A 23282-nucleotide genomic window follows, 5' to 3' on the forward strand; every position below is an offset into this window, starting at 1 on the left:
CCCTCGGCATGAGGCCACCTTGCTGAGGACACCCATGTACACGTTCTTCTTCACTCTCGTCTTCCGCCGGATGGACGCGGAACGAGCCCACCACCTCGCCTTCCGCTGGATCCGCCTCACCGCCCGCGTCCCTGTGCTGCGTACCGTCGTCGCCGCTGTGCTGGCCCCCCGCCACAAGGAGCTGCGCACGGAGGCGCTCGGGCTGCGCCTGCACGGCCCCTTCGGGCTGGCGGCCGGCTTCGACAAGAACGCCGTCGCCATCGACGGCCTGGCCATGCTCGGCTTCGGCCACGTCGAGATCGGCACGGTCACGGGCGAGCCGCAGCCCGGCAACCCGAAAAAGCGGCTGTTCCGCCTCGTCCCGGACCGCGCGCTGATCAACCGCATGGGCTTCAACAACGACGGCTCGCTCGCCGTCGCCGCCCGGCTGGCCGCCCGCAGCCCCGTCTTCGAGCCGGTCGTCGGCGTGAACATCGGCAAGACGAAGGCCGTCCCGGAGGAGGAGGCCGTCGCCGACTACGTGAAGTCCGCCGAGCGGCTCGCCCCGTACGCCGACTACCTCGTCGTCAACGTCTCCTCCCCGAACACGCCCGGACTGCGCGACCTCCAGGCCGTCGACCACCTGCGCCCGCTGCTGAGCGCCGTCCGCGAGGCCGCCGACCGCAGCGTCCCGGCCCGGCGCGTGCCGCTGCTGGTCAAGATCGCACCCGACCTGGCCGACGAGGACGTGGACGCGGTCGCCGACCTCGCCGTCGAACTCGGCCTGGACGGCATCATCGCCACGAACACCACCGTCGCGCGTGAGGGGCTCGGTCTGGAATCCGAGCCGTCCCTGGTCGCGGAGACCGGCGGGCTCTCCGGAGCACCCCTCAAGGCCCGCTCCCTGGAGGTACTGCGCCGCCTGTACGCGCGGGTGGGCGACCGCATCACCCTGATCGGCGTCGGCGGCGTCGAGAGCGCCGAGGACGCCTGGCAGCGCATCCTGGCCGGCGCCACGCTGGTCCAGGGTTACAGCGCCTTCATCTACGAGGGCCCCTTCTGGAGCCGCGCCGTCCACAAGGGCCTGGCGGCCCGCCTGCGCACCAGCCCGTACGCCACCCTCGCCGACGCGGTCGGCGCCGACGTGAGGAAGCCCGCATGACGGTTCTGGAGCCCTTCGGCGCCCGCCTGCGCCGCGCCATGGACGAGCGCGGCCCGCTGTGCGTCGGCATCGACCCGCACGCCTCCCTGCTCGCCGAGTGGGGACTGAACGACGACGTGGCGGGCCTGGAGCGGTTCAGCCGCACCGTCGTCGAGGCCCTGGCCGACCGGGTCGCCGTGCTCAAGCCGCAGAGCGCGTTCTTCGAGCGCTTCGGCTCGCGCGGCGTCGCCGTGCTGGAGAAGTCCGTCGGGGAGGCCCGTGCCGCTGGCGCGCTGGTCGTCATGGACGCCAAGCGCGGCGACATCGGCTCGACCATGGCCGCGTACGCCGAGGCGTTCCTGCGCCGGGACGCCCCGCTGTTCTCGGACGCGCTGACCGTCTCCCCGTTCCTCGGCTACGGCTCGCTCAGCCCGGCGGTCGCGCTGGCCCGCGAGAGCGGCGCCGGGCTGTTCGTGCTGGCGCTGACCTCCAACCCGGAGGGCGGCGAGGTCCAGCACGCCGTACGGCCCGACGGGCGGGGCGTCGGGGCGACCGTGCTGGCGCACCTGGCCGCCGAGAACGCGGGGGAGGAGCCGCTGGGCTCCTTCGGCGCGGTGGTCGGCGCCACCCTGGGCGACCTGTCGACGTACGACCTGGACATCAACGGCCCGCTGCTGGCTCCCGGCATCGGCGCGCAGGGGGCGACTCCGGCCGACCTGCCCGCCGTGTTCGGTGCCGCGGTGCGCAACGTCGTGCCGAACGTCAGCCGCGGCGTCCTGCGGCACGGGCCCGGCGCCGGGGCGCTGCGCGCGGCGGCGGACCGTTTCGCCCGGGAGATCCGCGACGCGGTGGCCGCCCGCTGAGCACGCCGGAGCCCTGGCGAGAACGTTCCCGGAGCCCTTTCCACCGCTTTCCGGAGCGCCGACTGAACGTTCCGCCGCCGGCCTGAGCGTGGATACATCCTCGAATCCAGGGCATTATGTCTTAAATGTCCAGCCTGACGGAGGCTGACCAGGACTTTTCCGCTGTTCTCGCTGACTCTGGCGGACTTGCCCGCTAGTCTCCGACGGGTGGGTGCACCTCCCACGCCCTCGCGGCAGAGGAGGAGGTCGGGCAAGCGTGTTGCTCGTGGCTCCCCAGGTGTGGGGCGACTAGGTTCCTCACCGGTCCGTATCCGACAGTTCGACATCCGAGGTGACGTAGGCGTGGCTCTTCCGCCCCTTACCCCTGAACAGCGCGCAGCCGCGCTCGAAAAGGCCGCCGCGGCTCGCCGGGAGCGGGCCGAGGTCAAGAATCGACTCAAGCACTCCGGCGCCTCCCTCCACGAGGTCATCAAGCAGGGCCAGGAGAACGACGTCATCGGCAAGATGAAGGTCTCCGCCCTCCTCGAGTCCCTGCCGGGCGTGGGCAAGGTCCGCGCCAAGCAGATCATGGAGCGGCTGGGTATCTCCGAGAGCCGTCGAGTGCGTGGCCTCGGTTCCAACCAGATCGCCTCCCTGGAGCGCGAGTTCGGCAGCACCGGCTCCTGAGTCCCGGGCAGCCCGGGATTGCTGGAATAATCGCTGCATGAGTGAACGTCCGCGGCTGACCGTGCTCTCCGGCCCCTCCGGGGTCGGCAAGAGCACGGTCGTCGCCCATATGCGCAAGGAACACCCCGAGGTCTGGCTCTCGGTGTCGGCGACGACCCGCAAGCCCCGCCCGGGCGAGAGGCATGGAGTCCACTACTTCTTCGTCACCGACGAGGAGATGGACAAGCTGATCGCCAATGGTGAGCTGCTGGAATGGGCCGAATTCGCCGGTAACCGCTACGGCACGCCGCGTGCGGCCGTCCTGGAGCACCTGGGGGCGGGCGTGCCCGTCCTCCTGGAGATCGACCTGCAGGGTGCCCGGCAGGTACGCGAGTCGATGGCGGAGGCTCATCTCGTGTTCCTGGCTCCGCCCTCCTGGGAGGAGCTGGTGCGCAGACTCACCGGCCGGGGCACCGAGCCGCCCGACGTGATCGAGCGCCGCCTGACCGCGGCCAAGATCGAGCTCGCGGCCGAGCCCGAGTTCGACGAGACCCTGGTCAACACCTCCGTCGAGGATGTGGCGCGCGAGCTGCTAGCCTTGCTGGGTGTTGTGTGATCGCGAGCTCTGACAGGTTCTGTCCGGATTTCCCTCCGGGTCTCCACGCGGAGCCCCTCCCCGCTCTGTGATCACGACCGGTCTTTTCCCATCCATCGGAAGGTAGAGCGTGTCCTCTTCCATCTCCGCGCCCGAGGGCATCATCAACCCGCCGATCGACGAGCTCCTCGAGGCCACCGACTCGAAGTACAGCCTCGTGATCTACGCGGCCAAGCGGGCCCGCCAGATCAACGCGTACTACTCGCAGCTCGGCGAGGGCCTCCTCGAGTACGTCGGTCCGCTCGTCGACACGCACGTCCACGAGAAGCCGCTGTCCATCTCCCTCCGGGAGATCAACGCGGGACTGCTGACGTCCGAGGCCGTCGAGGGCCCGGCGCAGTAGGCGTATTCACAGCTTGCGGTTGGCTTTTCCACAGGCCCGGCAGTCACGCTGCCGGGCCTGTGGTGTGTGATGGAGGCGTGCGCGCGTCGTCCGGCGCACCCGAGCCGAGCATGCGGGAGAGACGGTGGACAAGCCCAAGGTCGTTCTGGGAGTCAGTGGCGGCATCGCGGCCTACAAGGCCTGTGAGCTGCTGCGCAGACTGACGGAGTCGGGCCACGACGTCCGCGTCGTCCCCACGGCGTCGGCGCTGCACTTCGTCGGCGCCGCCACCTGGTCCGCCCTGTCCGGCCACCCGGTCTCCACCGAGGTCTGGGACGACGTGCACCAGGTCCCGCACGTCCGCATCGGCCAGCACGCCGACCTGGTGATCGTCGCCCCGGCCACGGCCGACCTGCTCGCCAAGGCCGCCCACGGCATGGCCGACGACCTGCTCACCAACACGCTCCTCACCGCCCGCTGCCCCGTCGTCTTCGCCCCCGCGATGCACACCGAGATGTGGGAGCACCCGGCCACCCGGGAGAACGTGGCCACGCTGCGCCGCCGCGGCGCCCTCGTCGTCGAACCGGCCGTCGGGCGCCTCACCGGCGTCGACACCGGCAAGGGCCGGCTGCCCGACCCCGCCGAGATCTTCGAGGTCTGCCGCCGGGTGCTGGCCCGCGGCCTCACCGAACCCGATCTCGCGGGGCGGCACGTCGTGATCAGCGCCGGCGGCACCCGCGAGCCGCTCGACCCCGTCCGCTTCCTCGGCAACCGCTCCTCCGGCAAGCAGGGCTACGCCCTCGCCCGCACCGCCGCCGCCCGGGGCGCCCGCGTCACGCTGATCTCGGCGAACGCCGGGCTTCCCGCCCCGGCGGGCGTCGACGTCGTCCCGGTGGGCACGGCCCTCCAACTGCGCGAGGAGGTCCTGAAGGCGGCCGCCGACGCCGACGCGGTCGTCATGGCCGCGGCCGTCGCGGACTTCCGCCCGGCCGTCTACGCCACCGGGAAGATCAAGAAGAAGGACGACCGGGAGCCCGAGCCCGTCACCCTGGTCCGCAACCCGGACGTCCTCGCGGAGATCTCCGCCGACCGCGCCCGGCCCGGCCAGGTCGTCGTCGGCTTCGCCGCCGAGACGGACGACGTCCTCGCCAACGGCCGCGAGAAACTCGCCCGCAAACGCTGCGACCTCCTCGTGGTCAACGAGGTGGGAGAGCGCAAGACCTTCGGCGCCGAGGAGAACGAGGCCGTGGTGCTCGGCGCCGACGGCAGCGAGACCGCCGTACCGCACGGACCGAAGGAGGCGCTGGCCGACATCGTGTGGGATCTCGTGACGGCACGTCTGCGCTGAAAGTTGCAGCTGACTCACAGGTTCCTGAAACCACGCCTCCGTGGGCGCGGCGAGTCTGGCCAAGGGTGCTTTCGATTGGGCAGAATGCGGGTGCCGCAGGTCACAGCGCTCCCGCGAGGTGAGACGGGGGTCCAGTAACCGAACGCGACCGATAAACTGTTTCGCGGACACCGCCGGGCGCAGCCCCCGGCCCGTCCACCCATGATCAGCCAGCAGCCGCTGCAACCCCAGGGAGCGTTGTGTCCCGTCGCCTGTTCACCTCGGAGTCCGTGACCGAGGGTCACCCCGACAAGATCGCTGACCAGATCAGCGACACCATTCTCGACGCGCTCCTGCGCGAGGACCCGGCCTCCAGGGTCGCGGTCGAGACCCTGATCACCACCGGCCTGGTGCACGTGGCCGGCGAGGTCACCACCAAGACCTACGCGGACATCGCGACCCTCGTCCGCGGCAAGATCCTCGAGATCGGCTACGACTCCTCCAAGAAGGGGTTCGACGGAGCCTCCTGCGGCGTCTCGGTGTCGATCGGCGCGCAGTCCCCGGACATCGCCCAGGGTGTGGACGCCGCCTACGAGGCCCGTGTCGAGGGCGACGAGGACGAGCTGGACCGGCAGGGCGCCGGCGACCAGGGCCTGATGTTCGGCTACGCGACGGACGAGACGCCGACGCTGATGCCGCTCCCGATCTTCCTGGCGCACCGCCTGTCGAAGCGCCTGTCCGACGTGCGCAAGAACGGCACGATCCCCTACCTGCGCCCGGACGGCAAGACGCAGGTCACCATCGAGTACGACGGCGACAAGGCGGTCCGCCTGGACACGGTCGTCGTCTCCTCGCAGCACGCCTCCGACATCGACCTGGATTCGCTGCTGGCGCCGGACATCCGGGAGTTCGTGGTCGAGCCGGAGCTGAAGGCGCTGGTCGACGAGGGCATCAAGCTCGACACCGAGGGCTACCGCCTGCTCGTCAACCCGACCGGCCGCTTCGAGGTCGGCGGCCCCATGGGCGACGCCGGCCTGACCGGCCGCAAGATCATCATCGACACCTACGGCGGCATGGCCCGCCACGGCGGCGGCGCCTTCTCCGGCAAGGATCCCTCCAAGGTCGACCGTTCGGCCGCGTACGCGATGCGCTGGGTCGCCAAGAACGTCGTCGCCGCGGGCCTCGCCTCCCGCTGCGAGGTCCAGGTCGCCTACGCGATCGGCAAGGCCGAGCCGGTCGGTCTCTTCGTGGAGACCTTCGGCACCGCCAAGGTCGACACCGAGAAGATCGAGCAGGCCATCGACGAGGTCTTCGACCTGCGCCCGGCCGCGATCATCCGCGACCTCGACCTGCTGCGCCCGATCTACGCCCAGACCGCCGCGTACGGCCACTTCGGCCGTGAGCTTCCCGACTTCACCTGGGAGCGCACGGACCGCGTGGACGCGCTGCGCGAGGCCGCGGGGCTGTAGTCCACCGTCCTTCGGTCGGCCGGGCCCGGCGATGCGCCGGGCCCGGCCGACCTTGTCGGACACGGTCTCTGCCGGCACGGTTTCTCTCCGCACGTCGCGAGGCCCGGCGCCCTTCCGCCTTCCGGGAGCCGGGCCCCGGCGTGTCCGGTGACTGCCCGGACGGCGCCGGGTGCCGCCCGCCCGAAGGGCGCCGTCGGATGTCAGTGGGCTTTGCGAGAATGCAGGCGTGAGCAGCGAGGACGAACAGGCCGACCGCGGTGCCGGGGACGCGCCGCCCGAGCAGCTCGCGCTCATCCGGGAGAGCGTGCGCAGGGCGAAGACGCCGCGTGCCAAGCCGCGGACCTGGCGGGGCGCCGCGCTGGCCAAGGACCTGCCCGTCGCCCGCGTCCTCGTCGACAAGGGCGTCCTGCATCTCGACCGGTACTTCGACTACGCGGTGCCCGAGGAGCTCGACGCGGACGCGCAGCCCGGGGTGCGGGTGCGGGTGCGGTTCGGGGCCGGGCGGCACAAGGTGCGTGGCGGGCGGCGCGAGGGCGGCGGCCTGATCGACGGCTTCCTCGTGGCGAGGCTCCCCGAGTCCGACTACTCCGGGCCGCTGGCCGCCCTGGCCCAGGTCGTGTCGCCCGAGCCGGTGCTCGGCGACGAGCTGCTGGGCCTGGCCAGGGCCGTCGCGGACCGGTACGCGGGCAGTCTCGCCGACGTACTGCAACTCGCCGTGCCACCGCGCAACGCCGGCGCCGAGCGACGCCCCTCACCCGCGCCGCTGCCGCCACCACCCGCGCCGGACGCCGGACCGTGGGCGCGGTACGAGCGCGGGGCGGCCTTCCTGCAGTCCCTTTCGGCGGGCGGCGCACCACGAGCCGTGTGGAACGCGCTGCCGGGACCCGAGTGGAGCGACGAAGTGGCGCGGGCCGTCGCGGCGACGCTCGCGTCGGGACGAGGGGCGCTCGTCGTCGTCCCCGACGGCCGGGCCGTCGCCCGTGTCGACGCCGCGCTGAGCACGCTGCTGGGGGAGGGCAGACACGCGGTGCTCACCGCCGACGCCGGGCCGGGGAAGCGGTACGCGCAGTGGCTCGCAGTGCGCCGGGGCGCGGTACGGGCCGTCGTCGGGACCCGGGCCGCGATGTTCGCCCCGGTCCAGGACCTCGGCCTGGTCGCCCTCTGGGACGACGGCGACGACAGCCACAGCGAGCAGCACGCCCCGCAGCCGCACGCGCGCGAGGTTCTGCTGCTGCGGGCCGCGCAGGACGGGTGCGGCTTCCTGCTCGGCGGCTGGAGCTGCACCGTGGAGGCCGCGCAGCTCGTCGAGACCGGCTGGGCCCGGCCGCTGGTCGCCACGCGGGAGCAGGTGCGGGCCGCCGCCCCGCTGGTGCGGACCGTCAGCGACCAGGACCTCGCGAGGGACGAGGCGGCGCGGGCCGCGCGACTGCCCACGCTCGCCTGGCAGGCCGTCCGGGAGGGGCTGCGCGGCGGGCCCGTGCTGGTCCAGGTGCCCCGGCGCGGGTACGTGCCAAGGATGGCGTGCGCCGCCTGCCGGGCGTCGGCGCGCTGCCGGCACTGCGCCGGGCCGCTGGAGGCGCGGGACGCGGCGGCGCTGCGCTGCGGCTGGTGCGGGCGCGAGGAGGGCGGCTGGCACTGCCCGGAGTGCGGCGGGTTCCGGCTGCGGGCGCAGGTCGTGGGGGCGCGGCGCACCGCCGAGGAGCTCGGGCGGGCCTTCCCCGCCGTGCCGGTGCGCACATCGGGGCGTGAGCATGTGCTGGACACGGTGCCGGGGACGCCCGCGCTGATCGTGAGCACGCCGGGCGCGGAGCCGGTCGCCGAGGGCGGCTACGCGGCGGCGCTGCTGCTGGACGGCTGGGCGATGCTGGGGCGGCCCGACCTGCGGGCGGGCGAGGACGCGTTGCGGCGCTGGATCGCCGCGTCGTCGCTGGTCCGGCCGCACGGCTCGGGCGGCACCGTGGTCGTCGTCGCGGAGCCCACGCTGCGGCCCGTGCAGGCGCTGGTGCGCTGGGACCCCGTCGGGCACGCGGTGCGGGAGCTGGGGGAGCGGGCCGAGCTGGGCTTTCCGCCGGTGTCGCGGATGGCGTCGGTGTCGGGACCGCCGCCGGCGCTGGCCGCGTTTCTCGACGCCGTGGAGCTTCCGCCGGAGGCCGAGGTGCTGGGCCCGGTCCCGCTGCCCGTCACGGCGGCCGGACGGCAACGCCGCCCCGGCGCGCCACCGCCCGGCGAGCAGTGGGACCGCGCACTGGTCCGGGTGCCGCCCGGCAGCGGAGCCGCCCTGGCCGCCGCCCTGAAGGCCGCGCAGGCGGCCCGCATGGCACGGGGCGGCGCGGAACCGGTGTGGGTACGGATCGATCCGCCGGACATCGGGTGACAGGGGACATCGGGTGACAGGGGGCGCCGGGTGGCAGACACCAGAGGGTGCGCGAGGACACCGCTGCCCTCCCGGGCCGGAGCCTGGGAGGGCAGAGCGGGCGTGGTCGGCGTTGTCAGCCCGCTCGCGGGCCGGGGAAGGGCGCGGGCCTGGTCTCCTCGCGGAGGGACGGGCTGCCCGCAGTCGGCTGGGTCGGCATGGAGCGGGCCGCGGGGACCGTCGGAATGCCGGAGCCCACAATGACCGGACGGGTGCCTGCGGGCTCCGGGGCGCTCGGGGGTTCGGCGGCGGGCGCGGCCTCCTGCGGGGCGGTGGCGCGGCGAGCCCCGTAACGGCGGTGTACGGCCTGCTTGGTGACGCCGAGCGCCGACCCCACGGCGTCCCACGAGAAGCCGAGCGAGCGGTCGAAGTCCACCGCGGCCGTGACCAGCGTCTCGACGCTGTCCCGAAGTTCCTGGGCGAGACGGACCGTGGGAGCGGGCGCGCGTCCGTAGACGACGAAGCCCGTGGAGGGGCCGGAGCGGCGCGGGCGGTAGACGTTGCCCAGCTGGGCGGTGAGTGTGCGCAGTGCGTCCACCTGCCGGCGGACCCGCTCGATGTCCCGCACCAGCAAGTGCAGGCTGGCCCGAGCCTGGGCGTCGTGGGTTGCGTGGTCGGCCATGAACAAGCCTCTCGAACCGGCGTTGAAAGGAATGGGCCGCGATCGTGGCCCCGAGTGGTCAACTCTTTCTTGACCAACGCCGATTCGCTCCCTGGGTCACGGGTCGGGGGCGTGCGGACATATTTGTGCGCCCGTGCCCGGCCGTCGCACCACCCGTCCGGGGGCGGAAGCAGGGCCACTCCGGTAGCCGCGCGGGGGGTTTTGCCGACCGGGTGGGAGGGGTCCAGCCCCGGCCGGCCCTCCCGTCGGATGATCGAAGGCCTGCCCGCCGGGCCCGGTCGGTGCCGGCGGCTCCGTGCAGGGGGCCGTCCTAGACTTGCCCTGCCCGCCGACCCCGCCCGAGAGGCCCGAACCACTCCATGAAGCTCGTCTTCGCCGGTACCCCCGAGGTCGCCGTTCCCGCTCTCGACGCTCTGCTCGCCTCCCGGCGGCACGAGGTGGTCGCCGTCGTCACGCGGCCCGACGCACCGGCCGGGCGCGGACGCAGGCTCGTCGCGAGCCCCGTCGCCGAGCGCGCCGAGGAGGCCGGCATCGAGGTGCTGAAGCCGGTGAGGCCGAAGGACCCGGAGTTCCTCGCGCGGCTGCGGGAGATCGGCCCCGACTGCTGCCCGGTCGTCGCCTACGGCGCCCTGCTGCCCCGCATCGCGCTGGACGTGCCCGTGCACGGCTGGGTCAACCTGCACTTCTCGCTGCTGCCCGCCTGGCGCGGTGCCGCACCCGTACAGCACGCCATCATGGCGGGCGACGAGATCACCGGCGCGTCCACCTTCCTCATCGAGGAGGGGCTCGACTCCGGCCCCGTCCACGGGACCGTGACCGAGGAGATCCGGCCCACCGACACCAGCGGCGACCTGCTCACCCGGCTCGCCTTCGCGGGCGCCGGGCTGCTCGCCGCCACCATGGACGGCATCGAGGACGGCACCCTGAAGGCCGTACCGCAGCCGGCCGAGGGCATCACTCTCGCGCCGAAGATCACCGTCGAGGACGCCCGGGTCGACTGGCACGCGCCCGCCCTGCGTGTCGACCGGGTCGTCCGCGGCTGCACGCCCGCGCCGGGCGCCTGGACGACGTTCCGCGGCGAGCGGCTGAAGCTCGTCCAGGTCACGCCCGTGCCGGAGCGGACGGACCTGGCACCCGGGCACCTGGCCGTCGGGAAGAACAGCGTGCACGCCGGCACCGGCTCGTACGCCGTCGAGCTGCTGTGGGTGCAGGCCCAGGGCAAGAAGCCGATGAAGGCGGCCGACTGGGCGCGCGGGGTGCGGATCGCCGACGGCGAGCTGCTCGGCGCCTGACACGGGCGGGCGGTCCGGGCCTGCCGGGACGACGTAGGCTGGAGCGCGCACTTCATCTCACCACCGGAGCACCTTTTTCGTGAGCGAGCAGCCCCGTCGGCCCCGCAAGCCCGGCAAGCCCTACCGGCGGCCCCAGAAGGACCCCGTCCGCATCCTCGCCTTCGAGGCGCTGCGGGCCGTCGACGAACGGGACGCGTACGCCAACCTCGTCCTGCCGCCCCTGCTGCGCAAGGCGCGTGAGAAGGACGGTTTCGACACCCGTGACGCGGCCCTCGCGACGGAGCTGGTGTACGGCACACTGCGCCGGCAGGGCACCTACGACGCGGTGATCGCCGAGTGCGTCGACCGGCCGCTGCGCGAGGTCGACCCGCCCGTGCTCGACGTGCTCTCCCTCGGCGCCCACCAGCTGCTCGGCACGCGCATCCCGACGCACGCCGCCGTGTCCGCGACCGTCGAGCTCGCCCGGGTCGTCCTCGGCGACGGGCGGGCGAAGTTCGTCAACGCGGTTCTGCGGAAGATCGCCCAGCACGATCTCGACGGCTGGCTGGAGCGCGTCGCGCCGCCCTACGACGACGACCCCGAGGACCACCTCGCCGTCGTGCACTCGCACCCCCGCTGGGTCGTGTCCGCCCTGTGGGACTCCCTCGGCGGCGGGCGCACCGGCATCGAGGACCTGCTGCGCGCCGACAACGAGCGGCCCGAGGTGACCCTCGTCGCCCGCCCGGGCCGTGCCACCCCCGACGAACTGCTCGGCGAGGACGCCGCCGTACCCGGGCGCTGGTCGCCGTACGCGGTGCGGCTGGCCGAGGGCGGCGAGCCCGGGGCGATCGACGCCGTGCGGGACGGCCGGGCCGGTGTGCAGGACGAGGGCAGCCAGCTCGTCGCGCTCGCCCTCGCCAACGTGCCCCTGGAGGGCGACGACAAGCGGTGGCTGGACGGGTGCGCCGGGCCCGGCGGGAAGGCAGCGCTGCTCGGCGCGCTCGCGGCGCAGCGGGGCGCGTTCCTGCTCGCGTCGGAGAAGCAGCCGCACCGTGCCGGGCTCGTGGCCCGCGCCCTGGACGGCAACCCCGGCCCGTACCAGGTGATCACCGCCGACGGTACGCGGCCGGCGTGGCGGCCCGGCAGCTTCGACCGGGTGCTGGTCGACGTGCCCTGCACCGGGCTCGGCGCCCTTCGTCGCCGCCCGGAGGCGCGCTGGCGGCGCCGCCCCGACGACCTCGACGGCTTCGCCCCGCTCCAGCGCGGCCTGCTGCGCGGCGCCCTGGAGGCGGTACGGGTCGGCGGCGTCGTCGGCTACGCGACCTGCTCACCGCACCTCGCCGAGACGAGAGCCGTGGTCGCCGACATCCTCAGACAACACCCCGGCGCCGACCTCCTCGACGCCCGCCCCCTCCTTCCCGGCGTCCCGTCCCTGGGTGAGGGCCCCGACATCCAGCTGTGGCCCCACCTGCACGGCACGGACGCGATGTACCTGGCCCTCATCCGCCGCACAGCCTGATCCGGGCCCGCACCCCGCCACCACTACGGACCCGGCACGGAACGCCCATCAAGAGCCCGGGAAACTGCGCGAGGGGCCACGACGGACCGGCACGCCCGCACGGCGGGGTCCCTTCGGAGGCGTGAGGCCGGGCGCAGCCCGTCCAGGGGCGCGGGAACCGCGCGGCCGGCCACCACTTACCAGTACCCGCCGTGGTACCGGTACCGATACCCGTGCCACTTACCGGCACCGGCACCGGCACCGGCACCCATGCCTCTCTCCCCCGGAGGGCATGGCAGGCTGGGGGCATGGCCGCGCAGATCAACCCCAGCATCCTGTCCGCCGACTTCGCCCGACTCGCGGACGAGGCCAAGGCGGCCGAGGGAGCCGACTGGCTCCACGTCGACGTCATGGACAACCACTTCGTACCGAATCTCACGCTCGGCGTGCCGGTCGTGGAGTCGCTCGCCCGGGCCACGGACACCCCGCTGGACTGCCACCTGATGATCGAGGCGCCCGACCGGTGGGCGCCCCAGTACGTGGAGGCGGGGGCCGGTTCCGTCACCTTCCACGTCGAGGCCGCCGCCGCGCCCGTACGGCTCGCCCGCGAAATCCGGGCCAAGGGCGCCCGCGCCTCCATGGCGCTCAGGCCGGCGACGCCCATCGAGCCGTACGAGGATCTGCTGCCCGAGCTCGACATGCTGCTGATCATGACGGTGGAGCCGGGCTTCGGGGGACAGGCGTTCCTCGACATCATGCTCCCGAAGATCCGCCGCACCCGTGAGCTGGTCCGCAAGCACGGGCTCCAGCTGTGGCTGCAGGTCGACGGCGGGGTTTCGGCGTCCACGATCGAACAGTGTGCCGACGCCGGCGCCGACGTGTTCGTCGCCGGGTCGGCCGTCTACGGGGCGTCGGACCCGGCCGAGGCGGTACGTGCACTACGCAACCAGGCGGAGGCGGCGACGGCCAAGGCGTCCTGGGCGGCCGGCCACTGAACCCACAGGAACATGAACGGCTCCCTTCAGAGCTGATCGACCGCGCCGGATCTGCAAGGATGAACGGCGAATCCAGAGTGTGAACAGCAGTGAGGAGAACGCCGTGTCGGGTATGTCGGCGGGCCGGTCAGCCATGCGGATGGGACCCGCTGAGCTGGTGCAGGCGGCGGCCATGGCCCGCCGCTTCTACCTCGAGGGGAAGTCCAAGATCCAGATCGCGGAGGAGTTCGGCGTCAGCCGCTTCAAGGTGGCCCGGGTCCTGGAGACCGCCCTCGAACGGGACCTCGTACGAATCGAGATCAGGGTTCCCGCCGAGCTGGACGCCGAGCGCTCCGACGCGCTGCGCGCCCGCTACGGCCTGAGGCACGCAGTCGTGGTGGAATCCCCGGCCGACGCCGAGGAGACGCCCGATCCGGAGAACCTGGGGGAAGTGGCCGCCGACCTGCTCGGCGAACTGCTCAACGAGGGAGACGTCCTGGGCCTGGCCTGGGGCCGTTCCACGATCCACATGGCGGCGGCCCTGAACCGGCTGCCGCCCTGCACGGTGGTACAGCTGACGGGCGTCTACGACGCGGGGACCGCCGAGCGCGGCTCCGTCGAGGCCGTCCGCCGCGCGGCGCAGGTGTCCGGCGGCGACGCGCACCCCATCTACGCGCCCATGCTGCTGCCCGACGCGGCCACCGCGACGGCGCTGCGCAACCAGACCGGGCTCGCCCGGGCCTTCGAGTACTTCGACAAGGTCACGGTCGCCTGCGTCTCCATCGGTTCCTGGGAGCCGGGCATCTCGACCGTGCACGACATGCTGAGCGACGAGGAGCGGGCGCACTACGCCTCGCTCGGTGTCGCCGCCGAGATGTCCGCGCACCTCTTCGACGCCGAAGGTCGCCGGGTCGGCCGTGACCTGGGGGAGCGGTGCATCACCGTCAAGGCCGACCAGCTGCGGCGCATCCCGGAGGTCGTCGCCATCGCGGGCGGGCAGCGCAAGGCCGCCGCCATCGACGCGGTACTGCGCTCCGGGCTCGTCACCAGCCTGGTGACGGACACGTCGGCCGCGGACTACCTGATGACGGCGGGCACCACGCCCCGGCCCGCGCTCAATCGGGCCGACCCTGACGGGGCCTGACGGGGCCGGGCAGGGCCGGGCAGGGCCGGCCGGCGACCGGGGTTCGGCAGGCGAGGCTTGAGGGCCTGACGGGGCTCAGCAGGCGGGCGCGAGGGGCCTTACCCGTGAGGGTGCCCGTGGGCGTGCCTGTGTGTGCCCGCGGGTCTGCTTCCCGTGCTGGAACTGCTGCTCGCCAACTCCTCCGGCACCGGCGGTGTCGAACCCTCGCGGGGCGCGGCGGCACGGCCACCGTCCAGGCGGACGACCCGCCCATGCCCGGCGAGGCGCGCGGGGCGCGGGAACCCGTCGACACCGGCGGGCCGTTCCCGTATCGGAGAGACGGCGCGGTCCTCGGGAACGCCGAGAAGCCGCCGCCGGATCACGAGTGGGCCACCACCGGCAGGACACGGTGCGGACGCCGGGCTCCGACGACCGCGGGGCCCGGGAGACTGGTCACCGGGCGGGGCGGCGAGATCTACTACACCGACGACCACCATCGATCCTTCAGGGCGGTACTGAGATGACGGACGACCTGGCCGGCCGGCTGCTGGTCACACTGGACCTCGACGGCGTGACCGACAAGGCGGCCCTGATGGACCGCTGCGCCGGGGCCCTCGCGCTGCCCGACTGGTTCGGACGCAACTGGGACGCCCTCGCCGACTCCCTCTCCGACCACGCCCTCTGGCCCGAGGGCTCGGTGGAGCGAGGGCTGCTGCTCGTCGTCACCGGGTGGCGGGCGTACGCGAAGGCGCGGCCCGCCGAGTGGGAGACCGCGCAGGACGTGTTCGCCGAGGCGGCAGGCCGCACTCCGCGGCTCGCCGTGCTGCTGGCCCTTGGAGCTTCCTCCTAACGGGCCTCTGACCTGCCTGGACGATGAGCCAGGACCGCGCGTTGCAGGCGCCGTGGGAGAATGAAGTACGTGCTCTTCCCCCTGGCTGACCTGTCCGGGGGCCACCTCTGATCGACTGGGATGTGCAGCACGTGCGTTTTCTCCATGACAGCCGGCCCGCCCACGACCTGACGTACGACGACGTCTTCATGGTGCCGCGCCGCTCGGCGGTCGGGTCGCGGCAGGACGTGGACCTGAGCTCCCCGGACGGGACGGGGACCACGATCCCGCTGGTCGTCGCCAACATGACCGCCATCGCCGGACGCCGCATGGCCGAGACCGTGGCCCGGCGCGGCGGCCTGGTCGTCATCCCGCAGGACATCCCCATCGAGGTCGTCACCGACGTCGTCTCCTGGGTCAAGAGCCGCCACCTCGTGCTGGACACCCCGATCGTGCTGGCCCCGCACCAGACCGTCGCCGACGCGCTCGCCCTGCTGCCCAAGCGCGCGCACAACGCCGGAGTCGTCGTGGACGGGGAGCAGCGGCCGGTCGGCGTCGTCACCGACACCGACCTGTCCGGCGTGGACCGCTTCACCCAGCTCGAAGTGGTCATGTCCAAGGACCTGCTGCTCATCGACGCCGACATGGACCCGCGCGAGGCCTTCAACACCCTCGACGCCGCCAACCGCCGCTACGCGCCCGCCGTCGACTCCGAGGGCCGCCTCGCGGGCATCCTCACCCGCAAGGGCGCGCTGCGCGCCACGCTCTACACCCCGGCCGTCGACGACCGGGGCAGGCTGCGCGTCGCCGCCGCCGTCGGCATCAACGGCCACGTGACGGACAAGGCGCGGCAACTGCTGGACGCGGGCGTCGACACCCTCGTCATCGACACCGCGCACGGCCACCAGGAGTCCATGATCAGTGCCGTCAAGCTGGTGCGCGACCTCGACCCGGCGGTGCCGGTCGTCGCGGGCAACATCGTGTCCGCCGACGGCGTGCGCGACCTGATCGAGGCGGGCGCCGACATCGTCAAGGTGGGCGTCGGACCGGGCGCCATGTGCACCACGCGCATGATGACCGGCGTGGGCCGGCCACAGTTCTCCGCCGTGCTGGAGTGCGCCGCCGAGGCGAAGAAGTACGGCAAGCACGTGTGGGCCGACGGTGGCGTCCGCCACCCGCGCGACGTGGCGATGGCGCTCGCGGCCGGCGCGTCCAACGTGATGGTCGGCTCCTGGTTCGCCGGGACCTACGAGTCGCCGGGCGACCTCCAGCACGACGCCGACGGCCGGCCCTACAAGGAGTCCTTCGGCATGGCCTCCGCGCGCGCGGTCCGCAACCGCACCAGTGAGGAGTCCGCGTACGACCGGGCCCGCAAGTCGCTCTTCGAGGAGGGCATCTCCACGTCCCGCATGTTCCTCGACCCGGAACGGCCCGGTGTCGAGGACCTGATCGACTCGGTCATCGCGGGCGTCCGCTCGTCGTGCGCCTACGCGGGTGCGGCGAGCCTGGAGGAGTTCGCCGAGAGGGCCGTCGTCGGCATCCAGAGCGCCGCCGGTTACGCCGAGGGCAAGCCGCTGCACGCCAGCTGGAGCTGACGGCCGGGGCCGGTGCCGGTGCCTCCGGTTCTTCCGGGGGCCCTGTCCCGCCCCTCGCGAGGTCCTTTTGACGCCGGGGAGCACGGGCCGGAGCCTGGAGGCATGACCACACCGCAGAGCGTCGCGCCGCGGTTCACCCTGCCGACTGCGGTGGCCCGCCTCGACGAGCTGCGCATGCGCGGGACGCTCGCCGGGGACGCCGCCGGCGAGGGGCGGCTCGAGAGGGCCGAACTGCTCGAACTCCTCGCCCTCGGCGAGGCCGTCGCCCGCAAGGCCGCCCAGGGCCGCCTGCTCACCGTCCGCGCGGCCCGCGAGGCCGGCGCCTCCTGGTCGCAGATCGGGGCCGCGCTCGGGACGAGCGGGCGGGCCGCCCGGGAGGCGTACGCCGCCCGTCGGCCCGGCACCCCGGAGGCACACGGGGGCCCGTCGGCCCGGCGCCCGGGGGACGGACCGCGGCAGGACTGACGTCCGGCGGCCTGCGGCAGACCTGGCCTCGGGAACCGACTCGCGGCGTGCCCGGCGTGCCCGGCGGCCGGGAGACGGGCCGCGGCAGGTCCGACAGCCGGAAGGCGGCCACCGCAGGACTGACGTCCGGATCGACCGGCGGCAGACCCCGGGGCCGGCCGGCATCGCCGTCGTGGTGCCGCGCCAAAGGCGTCCCGGAATGACCGCAGTACGCGTAGGCGGTGGCCGCCGTCGAGGTCGGGGTCGGCAGCCGGGACGTGGTGCGGCTGCCGACCGGGACCGGTCCGCGCGGACCTCCCGCGTGCCGTTGTCGCCGCTCCGGCCCGCGCTGGGCCCCGCCCTCTGCCTGTGGACGACGGGCAGCCCGGACGCCGTCACCCGGGTCGTCCTCGGTGCCCGGACGGCTGTCGGCCTCGTGGTCTACTTCCTGTACGGCCATCGCCGCTCGCGGCCGGCCGGCGCACCACTCGCACCACCGGAGAAGTGAACCCCCCACCGTGCTGAACGATCTCGACGAACGCATCGTGCACGCCCTCGCCGAGGACGCCCGCCGCTCCTACGCGGACATCGGGCAGCAGATCGGCCTGTCCGCGCCCGCCGTGAAACGGCGCGTGGACCGGCTGCGGGCCACCGGGGCGATCACCGGCTTCACCGTCCGGGTCGACCCGGCGGCCCTCGGCTGGGAGACCGAGGGGTTCGTCGAGATCTACTGCCGCGGCAACACCTCGCCGGAGACCATCCAGCGGGGCCTGGAGCGCTACCAGGAGGTCGTGGCCGCCTCCACGGTGACCGGCGACGCCGACGCGGTCGCCCAGGTCTTCGCCTCCGACATGCGTCACTTCGAACGGGTCCTGGAACGCATCGCGGGTGAGCCGTTCGTGGAGCGCACCAGATCGGTGCTGGTGCTGTCGCCGTTGTTGCGGCGCTTCTCGTCCGGGTCGCCGGCATAACGGCGTACGCGCACGGCATCACGGCGTCCGCGCACGGGCCGTGGGTAAAACGGCTGGCCGGGGCCGACCGTCCCGGTCTAGCCTCGTGGCATGACCCGGCGACATTGATCCACCAGCCGTGCCTCCCGAGGGCCGCCTCGAACGCCTGACCAACGGCGTCCGAACAGTCCCCCCGGGAAGGCCTCATGACACTCTCACCCGCGCGTGTGCCCGGCACCGGAGCCCGACGGCTCACGGCCACGCTGTACGGCTACTCGTTCCTGGACGACTTCGTCCTGCTCTATCCGGTGTACGCGCTGCTCTTCAGCGACACCGGCCTGCCCCTGTGGCAGATCTCCTCCCTCTTCGCCCTGTGGTCGGTCACCGGCGTGCTGCTGGAGGTTCCCTCCGGCGCCTGGGCGGACGCGTTCTCCCGTCGGCTGCTGCTGTGCCTCGGCCCGCTGCTGACCGCCGCCGGCTTCGCCCTGTGGGTGCTGGTCCCCTCGTACGGCGCGTTCGCGGCCGGGTTCGTGCTGTGGGGTGCGGGCGGCGCGCTCGGCTCGGGCGCGCTGGAGGCCCTGGTCCACGAGGAGCTGGACCGGCTCGGCGCGGCCGGCCGGTACGCCCGCGTCATGGGCCGGGCCCGCGCCGCCGGCCAGATCGGCGTGATGGGCGCGATGGCGCTGGGCGGCTCCCTGTTCGCGCTGGGCGGTTACCCGGCCGTCGGCGCCGCGAGCGTGGCCGCATGCCTGCTGGCCGCGGCGACCGCGACCCGCTTCCCGGAGCATCGCACCCCGGCGGCGGATGACGCAGGCCAGGACACCGACGACGGTGACGACGGATGGACGGTGACCCTGCGGGCCGGTCTCGCCGAGGTCCGGCGCGACCGGCGGGTACGCGGCGCGCTCCTGCTGGTCCCGGCCGTCGCCGCCGTGTGGGGCGCGCTGGATGAGTACACGCCGCTGCTCGTCCGGGACACGGGTGTCGCCGACGGGACCGTGCCCCCGCTGCTGCTGGTGATCTGGGCGGGCGTCACCGTCGGCAGCCTGCTGGCCGGACCCGCCGGGCGCCTCGGCGACAAGGGCCTCGCCGCCCTGCTCGCGGGCGCCGCGCTCGCCCTGGCCGTCGGCGCCGTCACGGGCACGGCCTGCGCGGTCATCCTGGTGGCCCTCGCCTTCGGCACTTTCCAGCTGGCCAACGTCCTGGCCGACGCCCGGCTCCAGGAGCGGGTCGGCGACGCGCGCCGGGCCACCGTGACCTCGCTCGCCGGGCTCGGCACCGACCTGGCCACGGTGGCGGTGTACCTCCCGTACGCGGCCGTCGCCGCCGCGACCTCGCACGGCACCGCCTTCGTGTGGGGCGCGGTGCCCTACCTGGTCACGGCCCTGATCCTGGCCGCCACCGCGGGACGGCCCCGGGCGGGAGGGGCCCGTACGGGAAGGCCTGGTGCGGGAGCACCCCGGGCGGGAGGGCCTCCTGTGGGCAAGCCCCGCCCGGGACCTGCTCCGGAAGAGGTCCGGGAAGAGGTCCGGGAAGAGGTGCCGGAAGGAGTTCCGGAAGCGGTCCCGGGGGAGTCGCGCAACGAATCGCCGCCCACCCCGGCGCCGACGCAATGATCGGCGTATCGGCGCGCAACGGCTCCGCCTTGTCCGCCCGAGCGCGCCGACCGTACCGTCTAACAGACCCCTGACACCCCGCGTAGACCGGTGAGGACCACGCATGCGCACCGCCCTGCTCCAGAGCTCCGGACGACCCGGCTCCACCGTCGAGAACCTGAAGGTCCTCGACGACGCTGCCGGGCGTGCCGCGGCCGCCGGGGCCGGGCTGCTCGTGGCGCCGGAGATGTTCCTCACCGGCTACGCGATCGGCGACGACATCGCCCGGCTCGCCGAGCCCGCCGACGGCGGCTGCGCCGTCGCCGTCGCCGGGATCGCCACCCGGCACGGTCTCGCCGTCGCCTACGGCTACCCGGAGCGCGACGGCGAGACGGTCCACAACTCCGCCCAGTTGATCTCCGCCGACGGCGTGCCCCTCGCGAACTACCGCAAGACCCACCTCTTCGGCTGCTTCGAACGCGAACACTTCACACCCGGCGACCGGACGCTCGTCCAGGCCGAGCTGAACGGCCTCACCGTCGGCCTGATGATCTGCTACGACGTGGAGTTCCCGGAGAACGTCCGCGCCCACGCCCTGGCCGGCACCGACCTCCTGCTGGTGCCCACGGCACAGATGCATCCGTTCCAGTTCGTCGCCGAGTCCGTCGTGCCGGTGCGCGCCTTCGAGAACCAGATGTACGTCGCGTACGTCAACCGGGTCGGCCCGGAGGGCGGGTTCGAGTTCGTCGGGCTGTCCACGCTGGCCGGGCCCGACGGAATCGCCCGCACCCGGGCCGGGCGCGGGGAGCAACTCGTCCTCGCCGACGTCGACCCCGTCTTCCTCGCCGCGTCCCGCGAGGCCAACCCGTACCTGAAGGACCGCCGCCCCGGCCTGTACGGGTCCCTGACCTGAGCCCTCGCCTCCCCTCTCTCCCACCCCGCGTCACCCGTGCAAGGAGTCCGTACCCCATGACGTCCACGGTGCCCAACGCCGTCGAACACACCGACGAGCAGCAGCCGCCGATCACCATGTTCGGCCCGGACTTCCCGTACGCGTACGACGACTTCCTCGCCCACCCGGCGGGCCTCGGCCAGATACCCGCGACCGAGCACGGCACCGAGGTCGCGGTGATCGGCGGTGGCCTGTCCGGCGTCGTCGCGGCCTACGAGCTGATGAAGATGGGCCTCAGGCCGGTCGTGTACGAGGCCGATCAGATCGGCGGGCGCCTGCGCACGGTCGGTTTCGACGGCTGCGACCCGTCGCTGACCGCCGAGATGGGCGCGATGCGCTTCCCGCCGTCCTCCACGGCCCTCCAGCACTACATCGACCTCGTCGGCCTCGAGACCAGCCCCTTCCCGAACCCGCTCGCCGAGGCGACGCCGTCCACGGTCGTGGACCTCAAGGGTGAGTCGCACTACGCCGAGACCGCCGAGGACCTGCCGCAGGTCTACCGGGACGTCGCCGCCGCCTGGAGCAAGTGCCTCGAAGAGGGCGCCGACTTCTCCGGCATGAACCGCGCCCTGCGCGAACGCGACGTTCCGCGCATCCGCGAGATCTGGAGCCGGCTCGTCGAGAAGCTCGACGACCAGACCTTCTACGGCTTCCTCTGCGAGTCGGAGGCATTCGCGTCGTTCCGGCACCGTGAGATCTTCGGCCAGGTCGGCTTCGGCACCGGAGGCTGGGACACCGACTTCCCGAACTCCATCCTGGAGATCCTGCGCGTCGTCTACACCGAGGCCGACGACCACCACCGCGGCATCGTCGGCGGTTCCCAGCAGCTGCCGCTCAGGCTGTGGGAGCGCGAGCCCGAGAAGATCGTGCACTGGCCGTACGGCACCTCGCTGAAGTCCCTGCACGCGCACGGCGAGCCGCGCCCGGCCGTGACCCGGCTGCACCGCACCGCGGGCGACCGCGTCACCGTGACCGACGCGAACGGCGACATCCGCACCTACCGCGCGGTGATCTTCACCGCCCAGTCCTGGATGCTGCTGTCCAAGATCCGGTGCGACGACTCGCTGTTCCCCATCGACCACTGGACGGCGATGGAGCGCACCCACTACATGGAGTCCAGCAAGCTCTTCGTGCCCGTGGACCGGCCGTTCTGGCTGGACAAGGCCGTCGACGACAGGGGGAACCCGACCGGGCGGGACGTCATGTCGATGACGCTCACCGACCGCATGACGCGCGGCACCTACCTGCTCGGCAACGGGCCCGACGAGCCCGCCGTCATCTGCCTCTCCTACACCTGGTGCGACGACAGCCTGAAGTGGCTGCCGCTGTCCGCCAACGAGCGGATGGAGGTCATGCTGAAGTCGCTCGGCGAGATCTATCCCAAGGTCGACATCAGGAAGCACATCATCGGCAGCCCGGTGACCGTGTCCTGGGAGAACGAGCCCTACTTCATGGGCGCGTTCAAGGCGAACCTGCCCGGCCACTACCGCTACCAGCGGCGCCTGTTCACGCACTTCATGCAGGACGAGCTGCCCGAGGACAAGCGGGGCGTCTTCCTGGCCGGCGACGACATCTCCTGGACGGCCGGCTGGGCCGAGGGCGCCGTGCAGACCGCCCTCAACGCGGTGTGGGGCGTCATGCACCACCTCGGCGGCACGACCGACCCGGCCAATCCGGGGCCGGGTGACGTGTACGACGAGATCGCGCCCGTGGAGCTCCCCGAGGACTGAGGCCGCCCGGGCGTCGCGGTCAGTCCGGCAGCGGGGTCAGCAGCATGCGGCCCGCGAAGCCCACCACCGCGTCCAGCCGTTCGGTGAAATCCCGGGCGACATCGGGCAGCGGCCGCAGTGCCCACAGGGCCCGGGCCGCGGCCCAGCCGGCGTCCCGGGCCCGTTCCAGGCTCCATGAGCCGAGCAGGTGGGTGAGCGGGTCGGCGATCCGGAGCAGGCCGGGGCCCGGCATCAGGTCCTCGCGGATGCGTTCCTCCAGCGAGACGAGAAGGTCGCCCACCCGGTCGAACTCGTCCTCCACATCGACCGGTTCGCAGCCGAGCGCGCGGCAGACGTCCACGACGGCGAGGGCCAGGTCGTGTCCGATGTGCGCGTTGATGCCGCAGAGGGCGAACTGCAGCGGCCGTACGCCGGGATGGCGGCGGAACTGGAACAGGGGCCGCCAGCAGGCGGGCGGGCGGCCGCCCCGCGCGGCCGTGCCGACCGCGTCCAGGTAGCGCTCCGCGAACCGCACGTCCAGGGTCACCGCGGCGAGCGGGTCCCTGAACTCCCCGGCGTCGATGCGCCGGTCGACCGTCTCCGTGACGGCGAGGTAGACACGGTTGAATACGGCGACGCCGTCCCGGGCGGGCAGAGCCGCGTCAAGACGCCGCATCCGGGCGATGACCGCATCGACCCTGCCGGTCGTCCCGCTTATGGCGTCGGCCGTGTCAGCCCTCCCGACCGTTGTGCTGACCGTTGTGCCGGCCGGGCCGGCGGCGTTCACGGCACTGCTGCCGCCGGGGACTCGATCGCTGTGCGCCATGCGGGCAGAGTCGCAGTTTTGCCGTGGCCGCGGAGGCGGAGAGCGCGGTACGTCCCCGGATCGGGCGAAGGCGCCCGCCG

The 23282-nt window shown here is 73.2% G+C and carries 22 protein-coding genes and 1 pseudogene; 21 read left to right on the forward strand and 2 right to left on the reverse strand.

Annotated features, from left to right (window positions below; genetic code table 11):
* Nucleotides 1–34: 34 nt before the first annotated feature.
* The 8 genes from ABZ354_RS09875 (at nt 35) to ABZ354_RS09910 (ending at nt 8775) form a co-directional block, all read left to right on the forward strand.
* On the forward strand, nt 35–1141 hold the full coding sequence (locus ABZ354_RS09875) for a quinone-dependent dihydroorotate dehydrogenase (RefSeq protein ID WP_358654826.1): 1107 nt from the start codon (nt 35–37) through the stop codon (nt 1139–1141).
* Nucleotides 1138–1983 carry an orotidine-5'-phosphate decarboxylase gene (pyrF, locus tag ABZ354_RS09880; protein WP_358654828.1) on the forward strand — a complete coding sequence of 282 codons (846 nt, stop codon included), beginning with the start codon at nt 1138–1140 and terminating at the stop codon, nt 1981–1983. The genes ABZ354_RS09875 and pyrF overlap by 4 nt, the downstream gene beginning before the upstream one ends.
* A 342-nt stretch (nt 1984–2325) precedes the next feature.
* Complete coding sequence (locus tag ABZ354_RS09885) at nt 2326–2649, forward strand: integration host factor (RefSeq protein ID WP_003977346.1); 324 nt, start codon at nt 2326–2328, stop codon at nt 2647–2649.
* A gap of 37 nt (nt 2650–2686) precedes the next feature.
* Complete coding sequence (gmk, locus tag ABZ354_RS09890; protein ID WP_358654830.1) at nt 2687–3244, forward strand: guanylate kinase; 558 nt, start codon at nt 2687–2689, stop codon at nt 3242–3244.
* Nucleotides 3245–3353: 109 nt separating this feature from the next.
* Complete coding sequence (gene rpoZ, locus ABZ354_RS09895) at nt 3354–3626, forward strand: DNA-directed RNA polymerase subunit omega (protein ID WP_030247008.1); 273 nt, start codon at nt 3354–3356, stop codon at nt 3624–3626.
* Nucleotides 3627–3750: 124 nt separating this feature from the next.
* On the forward strand, nt 3751–4953 hold the full coding sequence (gene coaBC, locus ABZ354_RS09900) for a bifunctional phosphopantothenoylcysteine decarboxylase/phosphopantothenate--cysteine ligase CoaBC (RefSeq protein WP_358654832.1): 1203 nt from the start codon (nt 3751–3753) through the stop codon (nt 4951–4953).
* Between the two features lie 239 nt (nt 4954–5192).
* A complete protein-coding gene (metK, locus tag ABZ354_RS09905; RefSeq protein ID WP_358654834.1) occupies nt 5193–6401 on the forward strand; it encodes a methionine adenosyltransferase in 1209 nt (402 codons plus the stop codon).
* A gap of 226 nt (nt 6402–6627) precedes the next feature.
* The gene (locus ABZ354_RS09910; RefSeq protein WP_358654836.1) at nt 6628–8775 is read left to right on the forward strand and encodes a primosomal protein N'; all 2148 of its coding nucleotides are present in this window, start codon (nt 6628–6630) and stop codon (nt 8773–8775) included.
* A 115-nt stretch (nt 8776–8890) separates the two neighbouring features.
* Here the strand turns inward: ABZ354_RS09910 and ABZ354_RS09915 are convergent, their stop codons facing one another.
* On the reverse strand, nt 8891–9436 hold the full coding sequence (locus tag ABZ354_RS09915) for a hypothetical protein (protein WP_358654838.1): 546 nt from the start codon (nt 9434–9436) through the stop codon (nt 8891–8893).
* Between the two features lie 359 nt (nt 9437–9795).
* Between ABZ354_RS09915 and fmt the strand changes: the two genes are divergently transcribed.
* The 13 genes and pseudogenes from fmt (at nt 9796) to ABZ354_RS09980 (ending at nt 22397) form a co-directional block, all read left to right on the forward strand.
* Nucleotides 9796–10728: a methionyl-tRNA formyltransferase gene (fmt, locus tag ABZ354_RS09920; protein WP_358654840.1), complete on the forward strand. Its 933-nt coding sequence runs from the start codon at nt 9796–9798 to the stop codon at nt 10726–10728.
* A gap of 79 nt (nt 10729–10807) precedes the next feature.
* Nucleotides 10808–12226 carry a transcription antitermination factor NusB gene (locus tag ABZ354_RS09925; protein ID WP_358654842.1) on the forward strand — a complete coding sequence of 473 codons (1419 nt, stop codon included), beginning with the start codon at nt 10808–10810 and terminating at the stop codon, nt 12224–12226.
* Between the two features lie 287 nt (nt 12227–12513).
* On the forward strand, nt 12514–13200 hold the full coding sequence (rpe, locus tag ABZ354_RS09930; RefSeq protein ID WP_358654844.1) for a ribulose-phosphate 3-epimerase: 687 nt from the start codon (nt 12514–12516) through the stop codon (nt 13198–13200).
* Between the two features lie 79 nt (nt 13201–13279).
* Nucleotides 13280–14323: a sugar-binding domain-containing protein gene (locus ABZ354_RS09935; protein ID WP_358654846.1), complete on the forward strand. Its 1044-nt coding sequence runs from the start codon at nt 13280–13282 to the stop codon at nt 14321–14323.
* A 251-nt stretch (nt 14324–14574) separates the two neighbouring features.
* Nucleotides 14575–14826: a ribonuclease domain-containing protein gene (locus ABZ354_RS09940; RefSeq protein WP_358654848.1), complete on the forward strand. Its 252-nt coding sequence runs from the start codon at nt 14575–14577 to the stop codon at nt 14824–14826.
* Nucleotides 14823–15152, forward strand: coding sequence for a barstar family protein (locus ABZ354_RS09945; protein WP_358654850.1), 330 nt, complete (start codon nt 14823–14825; stop codon nt 15150–15152). Before ABZ354_RS09940 ends, ABZ354_RS09945 begins: the two co-directional genes overlap by 4 nt.
* A 131-nt stretch (nt 15153–15283) precedes the next feature.
* Nucleotides 15284–16726, forward strand: a complete 1443-nt coding sequence (locus tag ABZ354_RS09950; protein WP_358654852.1) for a GuaB1 family IMP dehydrogenase-related protein — start codon at nt 15284–15286, stop codon at nt 16724–16726.
* Nucleotides 16727–16828: 102 nt separating this feature from the next.
* Nucleotides 16829–17191, forward strand: coding sequence for a hypothetical protein (locus ABZ354_RS09955; protein ID WP_358654854.1), 363 nt, complete (start codon nt 16829–16831; stop codon nt 17189–17191).
* 289 nt (nt 17192–17480) lie between these two features.
* Nucleotides 17481–17678, forward strand: a pseudogene (locus ABZ354_RS09960) (amino acid permease); the annotation flags it as partial.
* Nucleotides 17679–17688: 10 nt separating this feature from the next.
* Nucleotides 17689–18141, forward strand: a complete 453-nt coding sequence (locus ABZ354_RS09965) for an Lrp/AsnC family transcriptional regulator (RefSeq protein WP_358654856.1) — start codon at nt 17689–17691, stop codon at nt 18139–18141.
* Between the two features lie 185 nt (nt 18142–18326).
* Nucleotides 18327–19736, forward strand: a complete 1410-nt coding sequence (locus ABZ354_RS09970; RefSeq protein ID WP_358654858.1) for an MFS transporter — start codon at nt 18327–18329, stop codon at nt 19734–19736.
* A 103-nt stretch (nt 19737–19839) separates the two neighbouring features.
* A complete protein-coding gene (locus ABZ354_RS09975; RefSeq protein WP_358654860.1) occupies nt 19840–20628 on the forward strand; it encodes a carbon-nitrogen hydrolase family protein in 789 nt (262 codons plus the stop codon).
* A gap of 56 nt (nt 20629–20684) precedes the next feature.
* A complete protein-coding gene (locus ABZ354_RS09980) occupies nt 20685–22397 on the forward strand; it encodes an NAD(P)/FAD-dependent oxidoreductase (RefSeq protein WP_358654862.1) in 1713 nt (570 codons plus the stop codon).
* Nucleotides 22398–22416: 19 nt separating this feature from the next.
* On the opposite strand, the gene ABZ354_RS09985 is transcribed toward ABZ354_RS09980, so the two are convergent.
* Nucleotides 22417–23094, reverse strand: a complete 678-nt coding sequence (locus ABZ354_RS09985; protein WP_358654991.1) for a DUF5995 family protein — start codon at nt 23092–23094, stop codon at nt 22417–22419.
* Nucleotides 23095–23282: the final 188 nt, after the last annotated feature.

The organism is Streptomyces sp. NPDC005925 (genome assembly GCF_040638805.1).
Lineage (GTDB): Bacteria > Actinomycetota > Actinomycetes > Streptomycetales > Streptomycetaceae > Streptomyces.

Coding starts and splice junctions, on each gene's coding strand:
- ABZ354_RS09945 (WP_358654850.1), top strand. CDS start 14,823: ATGACGGACGACCTGGCCGGCCGGCTGCTGGTCACACTGGACCTCGAC.
- ABZ354_RS09915 (WP_358654838.1), bottom strand. CDS start 9,436: ATGGCCGACCACGCAACCCACGACGCCCAGGCTCGGGCCAGCCTGCAC.
- ABZ354_RS09875 (WP_358654826.1), top strand. CDS start 35: ATGTACACGTTCTTCTTCACTCTCGTCTTCCGCCGGATGGACGCGGAA.
- ABZ354_RS09975 (WP_358654860.1), top strand. CDS start 19,840: ATGCGCACCGCCCTGCTCCAGAGCTCCGGACGACCCGGCTCCACCGTC.
- fmt (WP_358654840.1), top strand. CDS start 9,796: ATGAAGCTCGTCTTCGCCGGTACCCCCGAGGTCGCCGTTCCCGCTCTC.
- ABZ354_RS09970 (WP_358654858.1), top strand. CDS start 18,327: ATGACACTCTCACCCGCGCGTGTGCCCGGCACCGGAGCCCGACGGCTC.
- pyrF (WP_358654828.1), top strand. CDS start 1,138: ATGACGGTTCTGGAGCCCTTCGGCGCCCGCCTGCGCCGCGCCATGGAC.
- gmk (WP_358654830.1), top strand. CDS start 2,687: ATGAGTGAACGTCCGCGGCTGACCGTGCTCTCCGGCCCCTCCGGGGTC.
- rpe (WP_358654844.1), top strand. CDS start 12,514: ATGGCCGCGCAGATCAACCCCAGCATCCTGTCCGCCGACTTCGCCCGA.
- ABZ354_RS09980 (WP_358654862.1), top strand. CDS start 20,685: ATGACGTCCACGGTGCCCAACGCCGTCGAACACACCGACGAGCAGCAG.
- ABZ354_RS09955 (WP_358654854.1), top strand. CDS start 16,829: ATGACCACACCGCAGAGCGTCGCGCCGCGGTTCACCCTGCCGACTGCG.
- ABZ354_RS09940 (WP_358654848.1), top strand. CDS start 14,575: ATGCCCGGCGAGGCGCGCGGGGCGCGGGAACCCGTCGACACCGGCGGG.